Source organism: Bacillus sp. L381, assembly GCF_030284525.1.
Lineage (GTDB): Bacteria > Bacillota > Bacilli > Bacillales > Bacillaceae > Bacillus > Bacillus amyloliquefaciens.
In genome coordinates this window covers 2,548,834-2,570,179 of the sequence record NZ_CP127224.1, presented here as the reverse complement: position 1 = coordinate 2,570,179, position 21,346 = coordinate 2,548,834, and the positions used below count along the sequence as shown (strand labels likewise).

Below are 21,346 nucleotides of genomic sequence, written 5' to 3'. Positions count from 1 at the left end.
TGAAATCTGTTCACATTTTCACGAAGAAACTATGTTATAATTATTATAAATAATAAATTCTATGTTAGAATGATTACAAATAAATTGCGATGTACGGGGGTGCATGAACGGCTATGCATATTCTTGTAGTGGGAGTAGATTATAAATCCGCCCCTATTGAAATACGCGAAAAAATAAGTTTTCAGCCGGATGAGCTTGCAGAAGCGATGCTCCGTTTAAAAGAAGAAAAAAGCGTTCTTGAAAACATTATCGTGTCAACCTGCAACCGCACTGAAATATATGCGGTGGTCGACCAGCTTCATACCGGCCGTTATTATATAAAGACATTTTTATCCGAATGGTTCTCGCTGCCGAAAGAAGAACTGTCTCCGTTTCTGAAATTTTATGAGAGCGATGCGGCGATCGAGCATTTATTCCGTGTGGCGTGCGGTTTGGATTCCATGGTCATCGGAGAAACACAAATACTCGGCCAGGTCCGTTCGAGCTTTAAAACGGCGCAGACAGAAAAGACAATCGGCACCATTTTCAATGAGCTCTTTAAACAGGCGGTGACTGTCGGCAAACGCACGCATGCTGAAACCGATATCGGCGCCAATGCCGTCTCCGTCAGTTACGCGGCCGTTGAGCTCGCGAAAAAAATCTTCGGCTCTCTGTCAAATAAGCACATTTTGATTCTCGGTGCGGGGAAAATGGGCGAGCTCGCCGCAGAAAACCTGCACGGCCAGGGCATCGGCAAAGTAACGGTCATCAACAGAACGTTTTTGAAGGCAAAAGAGCTTGCTGACCGTTTCTCCGGAGAAGCTCGCAGCTTAAACCAGCTTGAACATGCACTTGCTGAAGCTGATATTTTAATCAGCTCAACAGGCGCGAGTGATTTTGTCGTGTCTAAAGATATGATGGAGAGAGCGGGCAGACAGCGGAAGGGCCGCCCGTTATTTATGGTGGACATCGCTGTGCCGAGAGATCTTGATCCTGCGCTGAACGATCTTGAAGGTGTTTTTCTGTACGATATTGATGACCTTGAAGGAATCGTTGAAGCCAACTTAAAAGAACGCCGTGAAACCGCTGAAAAAGTCGAGCTGTTCATTGAAGCGGCAATTGTTGAGTTTAAGCAGTGGCTTAATACGCTCGGCGTCGTGCCGGTCATTTCAGCGCTGCGTGAAAAGGCGCTGTCGATCCAGTCCGATACGATGCAGAGCATTGAGCGCAAGCTGCCTAATCTGACGGTAAGAGAGAAAAAGCTGCTTAGCAAACATACGAAAAGCATCATTAACCAGATGCTGCGCGACCCGATTCTGAAGGCGAAAGAGATTGCGGCTGAAGCGGATTCCGAGGAAAAGCTGAAGCTGTTTATGCAGATTTTCGATATTGAGGATGAGGCCGGCCGCCAGCTGGACAAAAGCCTGGATAACCGCCAGACGGTTCATTCGTTTCAAAAGGCAGAAGCAAAAACGGGCTTACGTCCGCTTGTAAGTGAGTGAGGCTGTATGATTGATACAGCAATGGCAAGACTTAATGAAGCGACAATTGTTATTTATGCAGTAAGCGTCCTTTTTTACTTTATAGATTTTCTTCAACACAACCGGAAGGCTGGGAAAATGGCCTTCTGGTTGCTTTCTATTGTCTGGACTCTGCAAACCGTCTATCTGTCTTATTTTATGTGGCAGACGGGCAGATTTCCGGTCTTAAATATTACAGAGGCCCTTTACTTTTATGCGTGGGTGCTTGTTACGCTCTCACTTGTTGTCACGCAGATTCTGCGGGTTGATTTTATCGTGTTTTTCACGAATGTCATCGGTTTCTCGATGATTGCGATCCATACGTTTTCACCGACTGATCAGCATTCGGCTGCTTTTTCCGGCCAGCTGGTCTCAGAGCTTTTGGTCATCCATATCACAATGGCGATTCTCTCATACGGCGCTTTTTCCCTTTCTTTTGTTTTTTCGCTTCTTTATCAATTTCAATATTCTTTATTAAAGAAGAAAAAATGGGGAAAATGGCTGTTGAGAATTGAAGATTTGTCAAAACTTGATTATATGGCTTACGTTTTGAATGTCATCGGAGTTCCGATGCTGCTGTTAAGTTTGATATTAGGCGTGATCTGGGCGTATGTGTCTCTGGAAACGCTGTATTGGTTTGATTCAAAAGTGCTCGGCTCGTTTATTGTGCTGCTTTTATACAGCTACTATTTATATATCAGAATGATTAAGGAACTGCAGGGAAAAGTGGCGGCGTTATGGAATTCAGCATGTTTTCTCGTGCTGATGATTAATTACTTCCTGCTCGGAAGCCTGTCGCAATTCCATTGGTTCAGTTAACGTCACGCGCCAAACAGATTCGGGAGGAAAGAAAATGAGAACGATTAAGGTAGGTTCCAGACGGAGCAAATTGGCTATGACCCAGACAAAATGGGTGATTAACAAACTGAAGGAATTGAATCCTTCGTATAACTTTGAAATCCGGGAGATTGTCACAAAAGGCGACCGCATCCTTGATGTCACACTGTCAAAAGTAGGCGGCAAAGGTCTGTTTGTCAAAGAGATTGAACAGGCGCTGTTACATCAGGAGATTGATATGGCGGTCCACAGCATGAAAGACATGCCCGCTGTTTTGCCTGAGGGTCTGGTCATCGGCTGCATACCGAAACGTGAGGACCCGCGTGATGCGCTGATTTCCAAGGGGCATCAAAAGCTGGACGACATAAAAGAAGGCGGCATCATCGGCACGAGCAGTTTAAGAAGAAGCGCCCAGATTCTTGCTGAGCGTCCTGATCTTACCATTAAATGGATCAGAGGCAACATAGATACGAGACTTCAAAAGCTTGAGACGGAAGATTATGATGCTATTATTTTAGCTGCTGCGGGTCTTTCAAGAATGGGCTGGAAAGATGATGTCGTATCTGAATTCCTCGAACCGGACCGCTGTCTGCCTGCGGTAGGCCAAGGCGCTCTTGCCATTGAATGCAGAGAGTCGGATGAGGAGCTTTTGAAGCTGTTTGCGCAATTCACCGATGAGTATACGAAACGCACGGTGGCAGCCGAACGGGCTTTCTTACACGCGATGGAAGGGGGCTGCCAAGTGCCGATTGCCGGGTATGCGTCAGTCAATGACCGGGATGAGGTTGAATTGGTCGGTCTTGTTGCGTCTCCGGACGGAAAGACGATTTATAAAGAAACAGCGGCGGGACATGATCCGGAAGAAATCGGGAAACGCTGTGCGGCGATGATGTCTGAAAAAGGAGCCAAAGCATTAATCGACAGCGTAAAACAGGAGCTCGATCAGGATGGCAAATGATCTTCCTTTACAAGGAAAGACCGTGCTTGTCACCCGGAACAAAAGACAGGCCGCCCCGTTTCAAAAAAAAGTGGAGGCGCTCGGCGGAACGGCTGTTTCCGCTTCGCTGATCGCTTTTCAGGAAGCACTCCCGGGTGAATGTGCGGACAGTCTCCGGGAAGACCTTTCTGAGCCGGGGTGGCTTGTGTTTACAAGCGTAAACGGCGTCCGATTCTTTTTTTCCTACCTCGATGAGCACGGCCTTGCGCTTTCGGGACGGAAAAAAATCGCAGCCGTCGGTGAAAAGACTGCGCGCGCTCTTAAAGAGCGGGGAGCCGGGACGGATGCGATGCCTGATGAGTATGTGGCTGAATGTCTGGCTGATACATTAAAGCGGCACGCGGCGGCAGCCGAACCCATTTCAGTGATAAAGGGCAATTTATCACGCGATGTCATAAAAGCGGAGCTTGAGCCGCTTGGCTATCAAATAAGGGAATGGGTGCTGTACAATACCATTCAGGATGAAAAAGGAATGGACGAGCTGAGACAGGCTGCATCCCGCTCTCATTTTGATTTTATTACGTTTACCAGTTCTTCGGCGGTGCATACGTTTATGCATGCAGTCGGAGACGGAAAAAAAGCTTTGGAAAACAGCGGTGCGAGCTGCATCAGCATCGGCCCTTTGACGGAAAAAGCGCTATTGGAATACGGGATCTCATCCCATGTGCCTGACACCTATACGATTGAAGGCATGCTGGACGTCATGTGCAGCATGTCGGGAAAGGATAGATAATGATGAATCAAACATTTAACAGACACCGCCGTTTGCGCGCGAACGCTGCGATGAGAGATTTAGTAAGAGAAACACGTCTTCACCCTTCAGATTTTATTTACCCTTTATTTGTCGTTGAAGGGCTTGAAGGAAAAAAAGAAGTTCCTTCCATGCCGGGGGTTTATCATGTGTCACTCGATTTATTAAAGGATGAAATGGCTGAGCTCATATCACTCGGTATTAAGTCGGTCATCGTTTTCGGCGTGCCGGAAGAAAAAGATGACTGCGGAACTCAGGCTTTTCACGATCACGGCATTGTGCAAAAAGGGATTGCCGAAATTAAAAAGCATTATCCTGAAATGATCGTAATCGCTGATACATGCCTCTGTGAATATACGGATCACGGCCATTGCGGCGTTGTGAAAGACGGAGTAATCCTGAATGACGAGTCGCTTGAACTGCTGGCGCAGACAGCCGTCAGCCAGGCTAAAGCCGGCGCTGATATCATCGCTCCTTCAAATATGATGGACGGTTTTGTCACAGTGATCAGAGAAGCGCTTGATAAAGAAGGATTCACAAATATTCCGATCATGTCTTATGCCGTGAAATATTCAAGTGAATTTTACGGTCCGTTCCGCGACGCGGCTGACAGCACGCCGCAGTTCGGCGACCGAAAAACATATCAGATGGATCCGGCCAACCGCTTGGAAGCGCTCCGTGAGGCCGAATCAGACGCCGCAGAAGGCGCTGACTTTTTAATCGTCAAACCGTCTATGTCATACTTAGATATTATGCGTGATGTGAAAAACCGCCATCACCTGCCACTGGTCGCTTATAATGTAAGCGGGGAGTATTCCATGGTGAAAGCTGCTGCCCAAAACGGCTGGATTAAAGAAAAAGAAATGGTGCTTGAAATTTTAACGAGCATGAAACGTGCAGGAGCCGACCTCATTATGACGTATCATGCAAAAGACGCAGCAAAATGGCTTGCTGAATAAGAATTTCATTTGACGGGAGCTGAGGCAGATGAGAAGCTATGAAAAATCAAAAGCCGCTTTTAAAGAAGCGCAGAAACTGATGCCGGGCGGAGTGAACAGCCCGGTGCGCGCATTTAAATCAGTTGATATGGATCCGATTTTTATGCAGCGCGGCAAAGGATCGAAAATTTTTGATATTGACGGCAATGAATATATCGACTATGTGCTGAGCTGGGGGCCGCTCATTTTGGGCCACACCAACGACCGCGTCGTTGAAAGCCTGAAAAAAGTAGCGGAAAACGGGACAAGTTTCGGGGCTTCTACTGAGGTGGAAAACGAACTGGCCAAATTGGTAATTGACCGTGTGCCGTCTGTTGAAATCGTACGGATGGTCAGCTCCGGAACAGAGGCGACAATGAGCGCTCTTCGTCTGGCAAGAGGATATACCGGCCGTAATAAAATTTTGAAATTCGAAGGGTGTTATCACGGCCACGGTGATTCGCTGCTGATCAAAGCGGGATCCGGGGTGGCGACACTCGGCCTTCCGGACAGCCCGGGCGTTCCTGAAGGGATCGCGATGAATACGATTACCGTTCCGTATAACGACTTGGAAAGCGTTGCACTCGCATTCCGTGAGTACGGTGAAGATATCGCCGGGGTCATTGTTGAGCCGGTAGCCGGCAATATGGGCGTTGTTCCGCCGCAGGAAGGCTTTTTGCAAGGGCTTCGTAACATCACGGAACAAAATGGCGCGCTGTTAATTTTTGATGAAGTTATGACCGGTTTTCGCGTGGACTATAACTGTGCGCAAGGATATTTCGGTGTGACGCCTGACTTAACGTGTCTTGGCAAAGTAATTGGCGGCGGTCTTCCTGTCGGTGCGTATGGCGGCAAAGCCGAAATCATGGAACGAATCGCTCCGAGCGGTCCGATCTATCAGGCGGGAACATTGTCAGGAAATCCGCTTGCCATGACAGCGGGGCTTGAGACGTTACAGCAGCTCACACCTGAATCTTACCAAGAATTTGTGAAAAAAGGCGATATGCTTGAAGAAGGCATTTCCAAAGCCGCTGAAGCACATGGCATTCCGCACACGTTTAACCGCGCGGGCTCAATGATCGGATTCTTCTTCACAAATGAGCCTGTCATTAACTATGAAACAGCTAAATCATCTGATTTAGAGCTGTTCGCCAAATATTATAAAGGGATGGCTGACGCAGGCGTATTTCTTCCGCCGTCTCAATTTGAAGGATTGTTTCTCTCCACTGCGCATACAATGGAGGATATTGAAAAAACCATTCAAGCCGCTGAGAAAGTGTTCCAGACTATCAGCCGCTGATACCGAAAAGCCGATGCAAGCAAGTCTTGTATCGGCTTTTTTCAATGCCTCCTTTATCATATTTATCCGGATTGCGGCATACACCTTTAGTGACATCTAATTGTATGGATTAGATGAAAGGAGGATATGAACTTGCCGCATAATCACCGGTTGCAATTTTCTGTTGAAGAATCAATCTGTTTCCAAAAAGGACAGGAAGTTTCTGAATTACTTTCGATTTCATTAGACCCTGATATCAGGGTGCAGGAAGTAAATGATTATGTCTCAATTAAAGGATCATTAGAACTTACTGGCGAGTACAACATAGATCACAGCAGTCATTTCGAAGAGCTTGATAGAGAGCTGAGACATGTAGAGGAAGTGAGGGCGAGGGAGGATGGCACTGCCGAGCTTCTTCATTGTTTCCCGGTGGACATCACGATTCCGAAAAATAAAGTGAGCCACCTCAATGATGTTTTCGTTTTTATTGATGCCTTTGATTATCAGTTGACGGATTCAAGAATCTTAACCATTCAGGCTGATTTGGCAATTGAAGGACTGCTTGAGGAAACCGAGCCAAAAGAGCCGGAGATCCCTCTGTATGTGGCGCCTGAATTTGCCAGAGAAGAAATGATCAATCTTGCTGAACATCGTTCCGAGGAAGAAAATGAACCAGAATTAATGATACGTCAGATGCCTGAAGAGCCGCTGAGTGTATCGGAAGAAGAAACAACACAAGAAACCGTGGAGAATGAGGAAGAAACTCCGCCTATACTCAGGCAGGAAGAGGAAGAAGAAAAAGAGGAGGAGGAAACCGCCCCTGTTCTGAGGCTGGAAGAGGTGCCGGAACCTGTTTCAATTACTGAGCCTCCTCCTCCTGCTGCCGTCGAAGACGAAGAAGAGCCGGAAGAAGCTGAGGAGCCTGCAATCATGTCGGCTGAAAGGAATGAACCTGTATCTGAGGCGGACGAAGCGGAAGTGCTGGAAGAGCCAAAAGATGATGTTGAACCGGTTTCCCCTGCTTTTACTCTGACCCCGCATGCAGAAAAAACAGAGGTTGAGGAACAGCCCGCCCTTCAAATAGAAGAGCAGCCAGAGGCCGAACCGCTTCTCCGTCAGAGTGATCAAGAGGAGGCAGAAGACGAAGAGGAGCCTGCGGTTTTGGAAGACGAAGAGGAGTCTGCGGTATTTGAAGAAGAACAGGAGCCCGCTTATCGCGAGTTCGTTCCGGAACCGCGGGAAGAGGAATTTTACAGCGCTCCTAAGTTTCTTGAGGAAGAAACCCAGACTGATGAAGGGTTTGAAATTGAGGTAAGGAAGATGGCGCAGCCGGAGGAGGAAACCGGGGAGCCTCTTGATTTGTCTTTTCAGTTTTCAAAACTGCCGCCTGAAGAACCGGCGGCATCTGAACGGCCTGAGCCGCTTATGTCCGAAAGAGAGAATGAAGAACCGGCACCGAAAACGGATCAGAAGGAAAATGACAACTCTCATTATTTGACAAAATTATTTACAAGAGAAGAAGAAAAGTTTTCGAGAATGAAAATTTGCATTGTACAGCAGCAAGATACAATCGACCGGGTGTGCGAACGATATGACATCACATCCCAGCAGCTTATCAGAACGAATTCTTTATCGTTTGATGACGAGCTTGAAGAAGGTCAGCTTCTGTATATACCTGAATATAAAAACAGCCATGCGTAAGCACAAAGAGGCAGTAAAAATGTGGTGAATGGAATGGAAGCAGTCCAATCAGTGCTTCAGGAATACGGGCTGGCGGCTGAGTATATTGAGCCTGTCAGCCCGCATGTATGGAAAGTCTACTCAAACCACGGCATTTTTGCTTTGAAACAGCTCAAGCCGGCCCGCAGCAATGAATTTACGGACCATATGATTGAGATTGAGGAGAAAGGCTACCGTTCATTTGTTCCGATCTACCGCACGCATGCAGGCGATTTTTTTGCCGGAAGCCAGACGGAGGATTCTTATTATTTAATGCCTTGGCTTCAGTACGATCAGGAAGAAGAACGGGATCAAAAGCATGTTTACCTTTTTAAAGAGGTTGCGAAGCTCCACTCCGCGACCGTGCGGGACATCCAAATCAGTACTGAAGATATCAGCAGCTTTTATGAAGCAACGAAAAGAGATTGGGAAAATGATAAGCTTGTCTATGAACAATTTGCCGACCGGGCGGAAAAAGAGTGGTACCTTTCTCCTTTTGAACTGCAGGCCGTTACGTATCTTACAGAAACGGTTTCCGCCGTCAATTTTGCTCTGGAGCGTCTGGAAGAGTGGTTCGAAGCGGCAAAGGATCTTGATAAGACAAGGGCGGTGATCAATCACGGCAGCTTATCGAGCCGCCATTTTCTATATAATGACGTGGGAGCGGGGTTTTTCACCAATTTCGAGAAAGCTGCGCTGGGACCTCCGCAAAATGATCTGCTCGGCTTTTATTCCAGAATGTTCAGAAGCTATCCGAAAGCGTGTCCGGAGTGTCTTGACTGGTTTTATACGTATCATAAATCATTTCCGCTCCGTGAAGCGGAAATCAGCCTGTTTCTCAGCTATATGGCTTATCCGTCCGGCATGTACAAAGTGCTGAAACGGTATCAGACCGCCCAAAGGGGCTCTGAAAAAGAAGAGTGCTCGCAATTATTAAGGGCGTTTTGGCAGATGAAAAATGTTGAACCTTTTCTCATGAAGGTGTATCAGATTGAGCAGGAGAAAAAAATAAAGGCGGAAAACGAGTCCTCTTCATAACGGGACTCGTTTTTTTATATCCATTCCAAATGCAGGGCGCACGCTAAAAACAGCAGGATGGCAAGCAGCAGGACATCAAAAGTCGTCGGAAAGAAAATCGTCCTGATTCCCTGAAAGATCGTAATCGGTATAATGACTTGCGCGGATACAAGGCGGACCTGTCTGGCCCACTGGGGGAGCGAATAAGAATTGAATCTTTTTTTCACGGCAATTCCTCCTCACATTCGCCTTTCTCTGTATCGTATGTGAGGAAAAGGGCGGGGTGCATGCCCATTTATGTATGACGGCAGCGGTTTTTGGAAAAGATGATTGACGAATCAAAAACACTTTTACTATAATAAAGAACATAATAAATAAGATCATGAGCTGATAGAATACACCTGCTTTGAACGGGAAGAGTACAAGAAAGACGCATGAAGAGAGAGAAGCTACTGTGCTGAAAGGCTTCTTATGCCGTCTCATTGGAAGGTCGCCCGGGAGCATAATTTCTTGAACATACAGTAGAGAAATTCGGGCCGCACCCGTTATCCGTTTAAGTGCATGAACAGATCTGTTCATGAAAAAAGGTGGTACCGCGAAAGAGCTTTTCGTCCTTTATCAGGATGAAGGCTCTTTTTTAGTTGCTCAGCCATTTCTAAACATGCTGGAGGGTTATCATGGATACAAACGAACAAACAATGCCGACAAAATATGATCCGTCTGCGATTGAAAAAGGCCGCTATGATTTTTGGCTGAAAGGAAAATACTTTGAAGCGGGCGGCGATCAAACGAAACAGCCGTATTCTGTCGTCATTCCGCCGCCGAACGTGACGGGCAGGCTGCACCTCGGTCATGCGTGGGATACGACGCTGCAAGATATCGTTACGCGTATGAAACGCATGCAGGGCTATGACGTGCTCTGGCTTCCGGGGATGGACCATGCCGGCATCGCCACTCAGGCAAAAGTCGAAGCGAAACTCCGCGAACAGGGCACGAGCCGTTATGACCTTGGCCGCGAAAAATTTCTCGAAGAAACATGGAAGTGGAAGGAAGAGTATGCTGATTTCATCCGCAGCCAATGGGCCAAAATGGGACTTGGACTCGATTATTCTCGCGAACGTTTCACTCTTGATGAAGGGCTGAACAAAGCCGTGCGTGAAGTATTCGTCAAATTGTACGAAAAAGGCTTGATTTACAGAGGCGAATATATCATCAACTGGGACCCTGCCACAAAAACGGCTTTATCCGATATTGAAGTGATTTACAAAGACGTACAGGGCGCGTTTTATCATTTGCGCTATCCGTTAGCAGACGGTTCAGGCTCAATTGAAATCGCGACCACCCGTCCGGAAACGATGCTTGGCGACACGGCTGTCGCGGTTCATCCTGAAGATGAGCGCTACAAGCACTTAATCGGCAAAACGGTGATTCTGCCGATTACAAACCGCGAAATTCCGATCGTCGGCGATGATTATGTTGATATGGAATTCGGATCAGGTGCCGTTAAAATCACGCCAGCCCATGACCCGAATGATTTTGAACTCGGAAACCGCCACAATTTAGAGCGGATTCTCGTCATGAATGAAGACGGAACAATGAATGAAAAAGCGCTCGAATATAACGGCATGGACCGGTTTGAATGCCGCAAAAAACTCGTCAAAGATCTCCAGGAGGCAGGCGTTCTCTTTAAAATCGAAGACCATATGCATTCTGTCGGCCACAGTGAGAGAAGCGGCGCCGTTGTTGAGCCGTACCTGTCCACACAATGGTTTGTCAAAATGCAGCCGCTGGCAGATGCGGCGGTTGACCTTCAGTCAAAAGAAGAGAAAGTTCACTTTGTTCCTGACCGTTTCGAGAAAACGTACCTCCACTGGATGGAAAACATCCGTGATTGGTGTATTTCCCGTCAGCTGTGGTGGGGCCACCGCATCCCGGCTTGGTATCATAAAGAAACCAAAGAAGTGTATGTCGGCCTTGAGGCGCCTGAAGACAGCGAAAATTGGGAACAGGATTCAGACGTGCTTGATACATGGTTCAGCTCCGCGCTGTGGCCGTTTTCCACAATGGGCTGGCCTGATGAAAGCGCTGAAGACTTTAAGCGGTATTACTCAACCGATGTTCTTGTGACAGGGTATGACATCATCTTCTTCTGGGTATCCCGGATGATTTTCCAAGGTCTTGAGTTTACCGGCGAGCGCCCGTTCAAAGACGTGCTGATTCACGGCTTAATCCGTGACGAGCAGGGCAGAAAAATGAGTAAATCCCTTGGGAACGGCGTTGATCCGATGGATGTCATCGACAAGTACGGAGCGGATTCCCTCCGCTATTTCCTGGCAACCGGAAGTTCACCGGGGCAGGATCTGCGTTTCAGCTATGAAAAAGTGGAATCCACATGGAATTTCGCAAATAAAATTTGGAACGCCTCCCGTTTTGCCTTAATGAACATGGATGGCATGACGTATGACGAGCTTGATCTGTCCGGGGAGAAATCAGTTGCTGATAAGTGGATTCTCACAAGACTGAATGAAACGATTGAAGATGTAACACAGCTTGCGGACCGTTATGAATTCGGAGAAGTCGGACGCCACCTGTATAACTTTATCTGGGACGATGTGTGCGACTGGTACATTGAAATGGCGAAGCTTCCGCTGTACGGTGATGATGAAGCGGCGAAGAAAACAACACGCTCTGTCCTGGCGTACGTGCTTGACCAAACGATGCGTCTTCTTCACCCGTTTATGCCGTTCTTAACGGAGGAAATCTGGCAGCACCTTCCTCATGAAGGCGAGTCAATCACGATCAGCTCTTGGCCGGTTCCGGTGCCGGAACATACGGATAAAGAGGCGGCTGCTGATATGAAACTGCTCGTTGAATTAATCCGTTCTGTCCGCAATATCCGGAGCGAAGTCAACACACCGATGAGTAAGCAGGTTGAGCTTTACATTAAAACATCTACGGAAGACATTGCCGGCCGCCTAGAGAAGAACCGTTCTTACGTTGAGCGTTTCACGAATCCGAGCACGCTGAAAATCGGGACGGATATCACTGCGGCAGACAAAGCGATGACAGCAGTCGTCACTGGAGCGGAAGTCATTCTGCCGCTTGAAGGGCTGATTAACATTGATGAGGAAATCGCCCGTCTGCAAAAAGAATTCGACAAGCTGACAAAAGAAGTCGAACGCGTTCAGAAAAAACTCGGCAACGAAGGATTCATCAAAAAAGCTCCTGAGCATGTCATTGAAGAAGAACGCGCAAAAGAGAAAGACTACACGGCAAAACGCGAAGCTGTCCGGCAGCGGATTGCAGAGCTGAAAGGCTGATAAACCAGCGGGGCGGTTTCCTAAGAAACCGCCTTGTCGTATAAAAGAGGGGATTTCATTGTTTAATACGTACAAAGAAGCGATCAGTTGGATTCACGGCAGACTCAAGTTCGGCGTTAAACCGGGCCTTCTCCGTATGGAAAGGCTGATGGAAAAATTGGAACACCCGGAAAAGAACATCCGCGCCATTCATGTGGCGGGCACGAACGGCAAAGGATCAACCGTCTCTTTTATCCGTTCCGTGCTTCAGGAAGCCGGTTATACGGTCGGCACATTCACATCTCCTTACATCATTACGTTCAATGAGCGTATCAGCGTCAACGGCACGCCGATTTCTGATGAGGAATGGAGAGCGCTCGTTAATGAAATAAAACCGATAGTCGATGAGCTTGATAAGACCGATGCCGGAACGGCGACAGAATTTGAAATCATTACAGCGTGTGCATTTTTATATTTTGCGAAGCGGGATGATATCGATTTTGTCATTTTTGAAGCGGGGCTGGGCGGCACATTTGATTCAACCAATATAGTGCAACCGCTCTTGTCGGTCATTACAAGTATCGGACATGATCATATGGCGATTTTAGGAAATACCATCGAGGAGATCGCCGGGCAGAAAGCCGGTATTATCAAAAAATCCATTCCTGTCATTACAGGCGTCAATCAGCCGGAAGCACTCGGCGTTATTGAAGCGGAAGCCGAAAAGAAGCAGGCTCCGTGCCAGTCGCTATATAAAACGTGCAGACTTTTTAATGAAGCGGCGCTTCCGTCCGGTGAAAGCTTTTCGCTCGAAACGGAAACGAAATGCTATGATGACATTCAAACATCGCTGATCGGCATTCATCAAAGGCAGAATGCGGCATTGGCGATATTGGCCGCTGAATGGCTGAATCGCCTGACAGTCGCCGCCATTTCTGAAGAAGCATTGCGAAACGGTCTGAAAAAAGCTTCGTGGCCGGGCCGATTTGAACGGATTCAAAGCCGTCCTTTAGTATTTGCAGACGGTGCGCATAACGAAGAGGGCGTTGAAACGCTGACAGAAACGATCAGGCAGCGCTTTGCTGATAAAAACATCCATGTCGTATTCAGCGCATTAAAAGACAAACCGTATCAGGAAATGATTAAAAAGCTTGAAACCGAGGCAGACTCCATTCATTTTATTTCATTTGATTTTCCGCGTGCTTCAAGCGCAGAAGACCTTTACAATGCAAGCAGTCTTGCGAACAAAAGCTTCGATGAAAACCCGGACAGTGTGACAGAATGGATTAAGCAAAAAGACGGCGCGGATGATGTCATCATCATTACCGGGTCCTTATATTTTATTTCAGAAATGAGAAAGCGGCTTATCTGACAGCTCTTCGGATACCCGGCAAACCATTTTACGGTTTTGCCGGGTGTTTTATGAGGAAAATATAGTTTCAGCCATTTCAGGCATGATTTTTTCTATGCTACAATCTGAGCCAGATTGATAGAAAAGGTGTGGTCTGAGTGCTTTTGATTCTGTTTTTGCTCGGTTTGATTTTCGGTTCTTTTTTTTATACAGCAGCGTGCCGTATCCCGCTTCGAATCTCGGTTATTTCGCCGCGCTCATCCTGTTCCTTTTGCGGCTTGCCGCTCTCCTGGGGTGAGCTGGTGCCCGTCGTTTCTTATGTCCTGCAAAAAGGGAGATGCAGAAACTGCAATGGGAAGCTGTCGATTATGTATCCGGCGGCGGAATGCTGGACGGCATGTTTATTTACGGCTGCCGGTATTCATTTCGGTTTCTCAACAGAACTGTTAGTCGCGCTTTTATTTCTGTCTCTATTAATGATTGTTACCATGACAGATCTGCAATATATGCTGATTCCTGACAAGGTTCTGCTGTTTTTTCTGCCGCTTCTCATCGTCGGCCGTATTTTTTCTCCGCTGGATTCATGGTATGCAGGGTTTGCCGGAGCCGTTTGCGGATTTTTTCTGCTTATTTTTATCATGTTTGTCAGTAAAGGAGGCATCGGTGCGGGTGATGTGAAACTGTTTGGGGTGATCGGCCTTGCGCTGGGCGTGAAGCTCGTACTCATTGCATTCTTTCTTTCCGTTATAATCGGAGCCGTATACGGGATGTGCGCCGCAGCGGGCGGCAGGCTTGGAAAAAAGCAGCCTTTCCCATTTGCGCCTGCCATCGCGGCCGGGAGCGCTGTGAGTTATTTATACGGTGATGAACTGTTTTCGTTTTACATCAAACTCGCTTCCGGAGGAGCTTGAAAAATTTGGCGAACGTTTTTTGGACAAGACGACAAAAGTCTTGTTCTTTTTTTTTTCGCCTATGCTAAAGTGTGAACCATGATCAGTTCAAGGTACGGCCAAGACGAATGCAAGGGGGAAGAGACGTTGAAAAAAAGGAAGAGCAAAAAGAACAGCAAAGCCAAAAACAGTGCCCTTAAAGTAACGATTAACGGAAAAGAAGAAACGATGTATGGACAAGAAGATGTGAAAGAAGGCGGGGAGAAAACCGTCACATTTTCAAATTGGGAAGAAACAAAGAAGGCGGAGCAGGAGATCGCAGCTTCCCATGAAGATCCGAAGGAAGAAGATTTCAATTGGGATGATGAGAAGAATCATGAGGTATTTGAAGATGATCCGAAAGTTGTCCCGCCATATCAAAAGAAAAACGCAGGCCCTCATTTTCCGAAAAAGAAGCAGCCGTCTTCTCCCGTAAAAAAAGCGGTCACGACAATTGCCGTTGCGGCTGTTTTAGGCACCGGGCTCGGCCTCGTCGCCTTAAATATGTCGGGAAGTAAAGAAGCCGCCGCTCCAGCTTCCGCCGACAAAGGTTCACAAGGGCAGACGGTGAAAGCGGGGGATGTTTCAAAAGACAAAAAAGAAACAAGCGGCACAGGAAATACGGAAGAGTCAGGCGGAAACTATAAAACATATGCGGTGCAGGCCGGAAAATTTTCATCAGAAAAAGGAGCGCAAACGCTCGTTGACCAGCTGACTGAAAAAGGTTACTCGGCCGTCTCTTTGGCAAAAGAAGACGGATACACATACGTGATCGCCGGTCTTGCAGCGGAAAAAAGCTTATCACAGCAATTGGGTCAGGCGTTGATAGACCATGATTTTGAGGCATGGGGCGGAAAAGAGCTCAGCTTTGCGGTCGATTCAGGCTTGGAAGACTCTTTTAAACAGGCATCTGAGCTCTCGGCCAAAGCAATTACCGGTAAAGATATTTCAAAAACAGATGTGGCTGAAGCAGCCAAAGCGGCAGATGGCGCAGCCGCCGCTGACAAAAAGCAGAAAGAGGCCGTCCTTCAAGCGCTGAAAGAACTGGAAACGTCCGGTTCCGAATCCGGCTGGAAAGCCCAGAAAGAGCTTTTAAGCGTTGTAAAATAATATTTCTTTCTCCCGTCATGCGGCGGGATTTTTTATTTTGTCATCAAAAAGTTATTTTTCTGAAATTGTGGTTGTCCGTTTGATTTGGTAGGATAGACGAGTATCTTTTTTTCTTAAGCAAACCCTGAAAGGATGACAATCATGACAATACGCTTAATACTCGCATCACAATCTCCGCGAAGAAAAGAACTCCTTAATCTTCTTCAGATTCCTTACAGCATTATTGCGAGCCGCACAGATGAAAAATTAAATCGAAACCTTTCGCCGGAAGAAAACGTCCAATGTTTGGCCGAGCAAAAAGCCGGTGCTGTATTGGCCGAAAATCCCGATGCAGTCGTTATCGGGGCTGACACGATGGTGTGCATAGACGGTGAATGCCTCGGCAAACCGCGTGACAGAGAAGAAGCGGCACACATGCTGCGGAGGCTTTCCGGCCGAAGCCATCAAGTCATTACGGCGGTCAGCATTCAGACGCATGACCGGAAAGAAACGTTCTGTGACAAGACGGAAGTGACGTTTTGGCCGCTCAGTGAAGACGAAATACAGCTCTACATTGAAACAAAAGAACCGATGGATAAAGCAGGTGCATACGGCATCCAAGGAAAAGGCGCGCTTTTAGTGAAAAAAATAGACGGTGATTTCTATTCTGTCGTCGGGCTTCCTGTCGCTAAAACAATGAGAGCCCTGAAAGAATTTAATATAAAAGCTTGATGTTCAAACCGGGAAGGGGAACAAGGAGGGGTTGATCATCCGTGATCTGCCGTTGAAATTAAGAGATTTCCCCGAAAAAGAAAAACCGAGAGAGCGGCTTCTGCACTGTGGGGCCGAACATCTTTCTAACAATGAATTGCTCGCCATCCTGCTGAGGACGGGAACGAAACATGAGTCCGTTATGAATCTCTCTCACCGGCTGCTGAGGACGTTTGACGGGCTGCGTCTGTTAAAAGGCGCTTCTGCCCAGGAGCTTTCCAGCATCCCCGGAATCGGCACGGTGAAAGCCGTTCAGATCCTTGCTGCAATTGAGCTGGGGAGCCGTATTCATAAGACATCCGCCGGAGAGCATTGCGTCATCCGTTCTCCCGAAGACGGGGCGAAGTATGTGATGGAGGATATGCGCTTTTTATCCCAGGAGCATTTTGTCTGTTTATATTTAAATACCAAAAATCAAGTCATTCATAAACGCACCGTTTTTATCGGAAGTCTGAATTCATCTATTGTCCACCCGCGGGAGGTGTTTAAAGAAGCTTTCAAACGATCCGCCGCGTCCTTCATTTGCGTTCACAATCATCCTTCAGGAGATCCCACACCGAGCAGGGAAGATATAGAAGTAACTAGACGGCTTTTTGAGTGCGGAAATTTAATCGGCATCGAGCTGCTGGATCATTTGGTCATTGGTGACAAAAAATTTGTGAGTTTAAAGGAAAAAGGATATTTGTAACACTTTTTTTTTCGTTGATTTAAGATATAATAGATTTTATGAGTTTTTCCCTTTAGGGTATTTTTGCTTTAAGAAAGGAAGATACATACATATGTTCGGAATTGGTACAAGAGACCTTGGTATAGATTTGGGAACCGCGAATACGCTTGTGTTTGTTAAAGGTAAAGGAATCGTAGTGAGAGAGCCGTCAGTGGTTGCTCTGCAAACGGATACGAAATCAATCGTTGCGGTCGGTAACGATGCTAAAAACATGATCGGAAGAACTCCGGGCAACGTGGTTGCGCTCCGTCCGATGAAAGACGGCGTTATCGCTGATTATGAAACAACTGCGACAATGATGAAATACTACATTAATCAGGCTGTGAAAAATAAAGGATTGTTTGCGAGAAAGCCGTACGTTATGGTGTGTGTGCCGTCAGGTATTACTGCCGTTGAAGAACGGGCGGTTATCGACGCGACAAGACAAGCTGGCGCACGTGACGCTTATCCGATTGAAGAACCGTTTGCGGCAGCAATCGGCGCGAATCTTCCGGTATGGGAGCCGACGGGCAGCATGGTCGTTGATATCGGCGGCGGAACAACTGAAGTGGCGATCATTTCTTTAGGAGGCATTGTCACGTCTCAGTCAATCCGCGTAGCCGGTGACGAAATGGACGACTCAATCATCAGCTATATCAGAAAAACATATAATCTGATGATTGGTGACCGTACGGCGGAAGCCATTAAAATGGAAATCGGCTCAGCGGAAACCGGTGAAGAAAATACGTCTATGGAAATCCGCGGCCGCGATCTCCTGACAGGTCTGCCGAAAACGATCGAAATTACGGCAACGGAAATTGCAAACGCGCTGCGTGATACAGTTCTCTCAATTGTTGACGCGGTGAAGAGCACGCTTGAAAAAACACCGCCTGAGCTGGCCGCTGACATTATGGACAGAGGTATTGTGTTAACTGGGGGAGGCGCCCTGCTCCGCAATCTCGACAAGGTCATCAGCGACGAAACGAAAATGCCTGTTCTTATCGCTGAAGATCCGCTGGATTGTGTTGCGATCGGCACGGGAAAAGCACTGGAGCACATCCATCTTTTCAAAGGAAAAACAAGATAATCAGGAGTTAAATAGAAGAGGTGTATCACGATGCCGAACAAACGGTTAATGCTATTACTTCTGTGTATTATCATATTGGTGGCTATGATTGGATTCTCGCTGAAGAACGGCCGTAATACCACCTGGCCTGAAAAGCTGATCGGTGATACGACGGGAGTATTTCAAAATATTTTTCACACGCCTGCCGAGTATTTTGCAGGGTTCTTCGGGGACATAAAAGACCTGAAAAACACGTACAAAGAAAACGAACGCTTAAGACAAAAGCTGGACGGACAGACGCAATATGAAGCGAAGCTCCAAGAACTCAAAGATGAAAACAAGAAGCTGCGTGATGAACTCGGGCATGTCAAATCGATTTCCGACTATGATCCGATTTTAGCAACCGTTATCGCCAGAAATCCTGATCAATGGTACAAGCAGATCATGATCAATAAGGGAACAAAGCAGAAAGTGGCCAAGGACATGGCTGTCACAAACGAAAAGGGTGCGCTTGTCGGGAAGATCAAAAGCAGCGGACTCAACAGTTTCACATCCGCCGTTCAGCTGCTGAGTGATGTTGACCGCAATAACAGAGTGGCCACCAAAATCTCCGGCAAAAAGGGAAGCAAAGGCTACGGTTTAATTGAGGGGTATGACAAAAAGAAGCAGACTCTCAAAATGACCATCCTTGAACCGGATGAAAAACGTGAAGTGAAAAAAGGCGACCTTGTGGAAACCTCCGGAACGGGCGGCGTATTCCCTCAAGGGCTGACGGTCGGTGAAGTAACAGATGTAGAATCGGATGCGTACGGCCTGACGAAAATCGCTTACGTGAAACCGGCTGCGGACCTGTATGATCTCGACCATGTCATCGTCGTGAACCGAAGCGTAGCAACAGGGGAGGAAGGATCGTGAAACGTTTCCTTCTCCCTTTGATTATGATTGTGGTCTTTTGTGCGGAAAGCATCTATACAGATCTGGTGCATTTTCCGTTCGTTTCCGACGAGCAGCAGGTCGTTCCGCACTTTCTTTTGCTCGCGCTGATTTTTATGTCCGCTTATATCAACCAAAAGCATGGGGTGATCTACGGTTTCATTTTCGGGCTCCTTTATGACATCAATTATACGGGTGTTTTAGGCGTTTATATGTTTGGTTTTGCCGGCTTATGCTACCTGGCGGCCAAAGCGTTTAAGGTGCTGCAGACAAACGCCCTGATGGTCATTCTGGTCGCTGTGCTGAGCGTATGTGTGCTTGAATTTTACGTCTTTGGCATTCAGACGTTGATCCGCAGCGGCACAATGACGTTTAACGATTTTGTCATTCAGCGGTTTTTGCCGACTGCTGTGCTGAATATTGCGGGAGCCATTATATTAGTCCTGCCCTTTAGGCTGTTTTATATAAGTCTGAAGAAAGAATTAAGAGATGAGTAAAAAGGATTTTATCTTTTTTTGACGAAAAGAGTATGTTGTTGAGGTGAACATTGATGAAGACCAAAAAGCAGCAATATGTAACAATAAAAGGAACAAAAAACGGCTTAACATTACATCTTGATGATGCGTGTTCTTTTGATGAGCTACTCGATGGTCTTCAAAATATGCTGTCAATTGAACAATATACTGATGGCAAAGGCCAAAAAATCAGTGTTCATATTAAACTCGGGCATCGGTATCTGTATCAGGAACAGGCAGAGCAGCTTACTGAACTGATCGCGTCAAAGAAAGATTTAGTCGTGCATTCAATCGACAGTGAAGTCATCGCCAAAGAAGAAGCGCAACGGATAAAAGAGGAGCAGGAAATTGTTTCTGTTTCTAAAATTGTCCGTTCAGGTCAGGTGCTTCACGTGACGGGAGATTTGCTTTTAATCGGAGATGTGAATCCCGGCGGTACGATCAGAGCCGGAGGAAATATATTTGTTCTCGGTTCATTAAAAGGGATTGCCCATGCGGGTTATAACGGAAATAACCGGGCTGTGATCGCCGCATCCGAAATGATGCCGACACAATTGAGGATCAATCACGTGTTAAATCGCTCCCCAGACCACATTCAAAAAGGGAACGACATGGAATGTGCTTATTTAGATACTGACGGAAATATGGTCATTGAACGCCTTCAGCAATTGGCTCATTTAAGACCTGATCTAACAAGGCTTGAGGGAGGAATGTGAAATTGGGTGAGGCTATCGTAATAACTTCGGGAAAAGGCGGAGTAGGTAAAACAACAACATCTGCAAACCTCGGTACCGCCTTAGCCATTTTAGGGAAGCGCGTCTGTTTGGTAGACACAGATATCGGACTGCGCAACCTTGATGTCGTAATGGGTCTTGAAAACAGAATTATTTACGACTTAGTAGATGTAATTGAAGGCAGATGCAAGACGCATCAGGCGCTTGTCAAAGACAAACGTTTTGATGATCTGCTTCATTTAATGCCGGCTGCCCAGACAAGCGACAAAACGGCTGTTGTCCCTGAGCAGATCAAATCGCTTGTGCAGGAGCTTAAGCAGGAATTTGATTACGTCATTATTGATTGTCCGGCCGGAATTGAACAAGGCTATAAAAATGCCGTTTCCGGAGCTGATAAGGCGATTGTGGTGACGACGCCGGAAATATCAGCGGTGCGGGACGCTGACCGCATTATCGGACTTTTGGAGCAGGAAGATATCGAACCGCCGCGCCTCATCGTCAACCGCATCAGAAATCACCTGGTGAAAAACGGTGATACGATGGATGTGGATGAGGTTGTTCATCATCTGTCTATTGATCTCCTCGGAATCGTTGCTGACGATGATGAAGTGATCAGAGCTTCAAATATCGGCGAACCGATTGCCATGAATTCCAAAAACCGCGCCAGCATTGCTTACCGCAATATCGCCCGGCGCATTTTAGGAGAATCCGTTCCTTTGCAGGTGCTTGAAGAGCAGCAAAAAGGGATGATGGCGAAAATTAAGTCATTTTTCGGTGTGCGATCATAAATATACTAGAATACAAAGATCTGATGAAGCCCAGCTTATCAGGTCTTTTTTGTTTTTCAACAGGGCGCATATTTGCAATGGACAAGGCA

Annotated in this window: 20 protein-coding genes and 1 other annotated feature; of the genes, 19 read left to right on the top strand and 1 reads right to left on the bottom strand. The window is 47.0% G+C overall.

Annotated elements, in window-relative coordinates; all coding sequences use genetic code 11:
* Positions 1 to 113: 113 nt before the first annotated feature.
* From hemA to ysxE, 8 genes are all read left to right on the top strand, one after another.
* On the top strand, positions 114 to 1,481 hold the full coding sequence (gene hemA / locus QRX25_RS13110) for a glutamyl-tRNA reductase (protein WP_065982000.1): 1,368 nt from the start codon (positions 114 to 116) through the stop codon (positions 1,479 to 1,481).
* A gap of 6 nt (positions 1,482 to 1,487) precedes the next feature.
* Positions 1,488 to 2,318, top strand: coding sequence for a cytochrome c biogenesis protein (locus QRX25_RS13105; RefSeq protein ID WP_007408154.1), 831 nt, complete (start codon positions 1,488 to 1,490; stop codon positions 2,316 to 2,318).
* Positions 2,319 to 2,352: 34 nt separating this feature from the next.
* Complete coding sequence (gene hemC, locus QRX25_RS13100) at positions 2,353 to 3,294, top strand: hydroxymethylbilane synthase (RefSeq protein WP_065981999.1); 942 nt, start codon at positions 2,353 to 2,355, stop codon at positions 3,292 to 3,294.
* Entirely contained in the window at positions 3,284 to 4,066 is a 783-nt protein-coding gene (locus QRX25_RS13095) for a uroporphyrinogen-III synthase (RefSeq protein WP_115997708.1), read from the top strand. The genes hemC and QRX25_RS13095 overlap by 11 nt, the downstream gene beginning before the upstream one ends.
* Before the next feature lie 2 nt (positions 4,067 to 4,068).
* A complete protein-coding gene (hemB, locus tag QRX25_RS13090; protein WP_088613212.1) occupies positions 4,069 to 5,043 on the top strand; it encodes a porphobilinogen synthase in 975 nt (324 codons plus the stop codon).
* A gap of 28 nt (positions 5,044 to 5,071) precedes the next feature.
* Positions 5,072 to 6,361 carry a glutamate-1-semialdehyde 2,1-aminomutase gene (gene hemL / locus QRX25_RS13085; protein ID WP_212098574.1) on the top strand — a complete coding sequence of 430 codons (1,290 nt, stop codon included), beginning with the start codon at positions 5,072 to 5,074 and terminating at the stop codon, positions 6,359 to 6,361.
* Between the two features lie 132 nt (positions 6,362 to 6,493).
* Entirely contained in the window at positions 6,494 to 8,041 is a 1,548-nt protein-coding gene (locus QRX25_RS13080; protein WP_212098570.1) for a LysM peptidoglycan-binding domain-containing protein, read from the top strand.
* Positions 8,042 to 8,074: 33 nt separating this feature from the next.
* Complete coding sequence (gene ysxE / locus QRX25_RS13075) at positions 8,075 to 9,097, top strand: spore coat protein YsxE (RefSeq protein WP_212101742.1); 1,023 nt, start codon at positions 8,075 to 8,077, stop codon at positions 9,095 to 9,097.
* Between the two features lie 14 nt (positions 9,098 to 9,111).
* Here ysxE and QRX25_RS13070 read toward each other — a convergent pair whose 3' ends face one another.
* The gene (locus QRX25_RS13070; RefSeq protein WP_013353069.1) at positions 9,112 to 9,303 is read right to left on the bottom strand and encodes a YszA family small membrane protein; all 192 of its coding nucleotides are present in this window, start codon (positions 9,301 to 9,303) and stop codon (positions 9,112 to 9,114) included.
* A gap of 170 nt (positions 9,304 to 9,473) precedes the next feature.
* Positions 9,474 to 9,695: a binding site (T-box leader), on the top strand.
* A gap of 58 nt (positions 9,696 to 9,753) precedes the next feature.
* Here QRX25_RS13070 and QRX25_RS13065 point away from each other — a divergent pair.
* The 11 genes from QRX25_RS13065 to minD all read left to right on the top strand — a co-directional run bounded on the left by QRX25_RS13065 (position 9,754) and on the right by minD (position 21,257).
* Complete coding sequence (locus QRX25_RS13065; protein ID WP_212098567.1) at positions 9,754 to 12,396, top strand: valine--tRNA ligase; 2,643 nt, start codon at positions 9,754 to 9,756, stop codon at positions 12,394 to 12,396.
* Positions 12,397 to 12,454: 58 nt separating this feature from the next.
* The gene (locus QRX25_RS13060; protein ID WP_212098564.1) at positions 12,455 to 13,747 is read left to right on the top strand and encodes a bifunctional folylpolyglutamate synthase/dihydrofolate synthase; all 1,293 of its coding nucleotides are present in this window, start codon (positions 12,455 to 12,457) and stop codon (positions 13,745 to 13,747) included.
* 137 nt (positions 13,748 to 13,884) lie between these two features.
* A complete protein-coding gene (locus QRX25_RS13055; RefSeq protein ID WP_212098562.1) occupies positions 13,885 to 14,637 on the top strand; it encodes a prepilin peptidase in 753 nt (250 codons plus the stop codon).
* A 126-nt stretch (positions 14,638 to 14,763) separates the two neighbouring features.
* Entirely contained in the window at positions 14,764 to 15,765 is a 1,002-nt protein-coding gene (locus QRX25_RS13050) for an SPOR domain-containing protein (RefSeq protein ID WP_212098559.1), read from the top strand.
* 141 nt (positions 15,766 to 15,906) lie between these two features.
* Positions 15,907 to 16,476, top strand: a complete 570-nt coding sequence (locus QRX25_RS13045; RefSeq protein ID WP_212098556.1) for a Maf family protein — start codon at positions 15,907 to 15,909, stop codon at positions 16,474 to 16,476.
* A 31-nt stretch (positions 16,477 to 16,507) separates the two neighbouring features.
* Positions 16,508 to 17,203 (top strand): RadC family protein, encoded by a 696-nt coding sequence (gene radC, locus QRX25_RS13040; RefSeq protein WP_065981989.1) that lies wholly within the window; start codon positions 16,508 to 16,510, stop codon positions 17,201 to 17,203.
* 91 nt (positions 17,204 to 17,294) lie between these two features.
* Complete coding sequence (gene mreB / locus QRX25_RS13035) at positions 17,295 to 18,308, top strand: cell shape-determining protein MreB (RefSeq protein WP_013353062.1); 1,014 nt, start codon at positions 17,295 to 17,297, stop codon at positions 18,306 to 18,308.
* A 30-nt stretch (positions 18,309 to 18,338) separates the two neighbouring features.
* Complete coding sequence (mreC, locus tag QRX25_RS13030) at positions 18,339 to 19,202, top strand: rod shape-determining protein MreC (RefSeq protein ID WP_007408166.1); 864 nt, start codon at positions 18,339 to 18,341, stop codon at positions 19,200 to 19,202.
* Entirely contained in the window at positions 19,199 to 19,717 is a 519-nt protein-coding gene (mreD, locus tag QRX25_RS13025) for a rod shape-determining protein MreD (protein WP_212098553.1), read from the top strand. The genes mreC and mreD overlap by 4 nt, the downstream gene beginning before the upstream one ends.
* Positions 19,718 to 19,770: 53 nt before the next feature.
* A complete protein-coding gene (gene minC / locus QRX25_RS13020; RefSeq protein WP_212098550.1) occupies positions 19,771 to 20,451 on the top strand; it encodes a septum site-determining protein MinC in 681 nt (226 codons plus the stop codon).
* A gap of 2 nt (positions 20,452 to 20,453) precedes the next feature.
* Complete coding sequence (gene minD / locus QRX25_RS13015; RefSeq protein ID WP_003152655.1) at positions 20,454 to 21,257, top strand: septum site-determining protein MinD; 804 nt, start codon at positions 20,454 to 20,456, stop codon at positions 21,255 to 21,257.
* Positions 21,258 to 21,346 lie beyond the last annotated feature (89 nt).